The sequence below is a fragment of the Gluconobacter sp. P1D12_c genome, assembly GCF_018812105.1.
In the GTDB taxonomy this organism is placed as follows: Bacteria; Pseudomonadota; Alphaproteobacteria; order Acetobacterales; family Acetobacteraceae; genus Gluconobacter; species Gluconobacter oxydans_A.
In genome coordinates, this window is the sequence record NZ_JACSIQ010000931.1 from 1 (window position 1) to 350 (window position 350).

1 protein-coding gene is annotated in these 350 nt (G+C 55.5%); it reads left to right on the forward strand.

Features of this window, described 5'->3' with window-relative positions:
- On the forward strand, positions 1-350 hold a 350-nt coding region (locus KP705_RS21925; protein ID WP_215765555.1), incomplete at both ends, for a DDE-type integrase/transposase/recombinase.

The window sequence follows — 350 nt, forward strand, 5'->3', positions numbered from 1 at the left end:
CGGTTGCCGGACATCGARGGAGACAAGCCCAAACGCCAGCGCTTCAAACGCTATCCCATCGGCTTTTTTCACATCGATATTGCCGAAGTCCAGACCGCTGAGGGCAAGCAGCACCTCTTCGTTGCTATCGACCGGACAAGCAAATTCGCTGTCACACAACTCGTCGGGAAARCYGATCGGAAGACMGCCTGGGAATTCCTCGAACATCTCCTGAGCATCATCCCTTACCGGATCCATACCATTCTGACCGATAACGGCATCCAGTTCTCTGACCAACCCCGTAATCGCAATACGGCCTGGTCGCGTCCCATGCGCTTCGACCTGATCTGCGAAGCCCAGGGGATCGAACA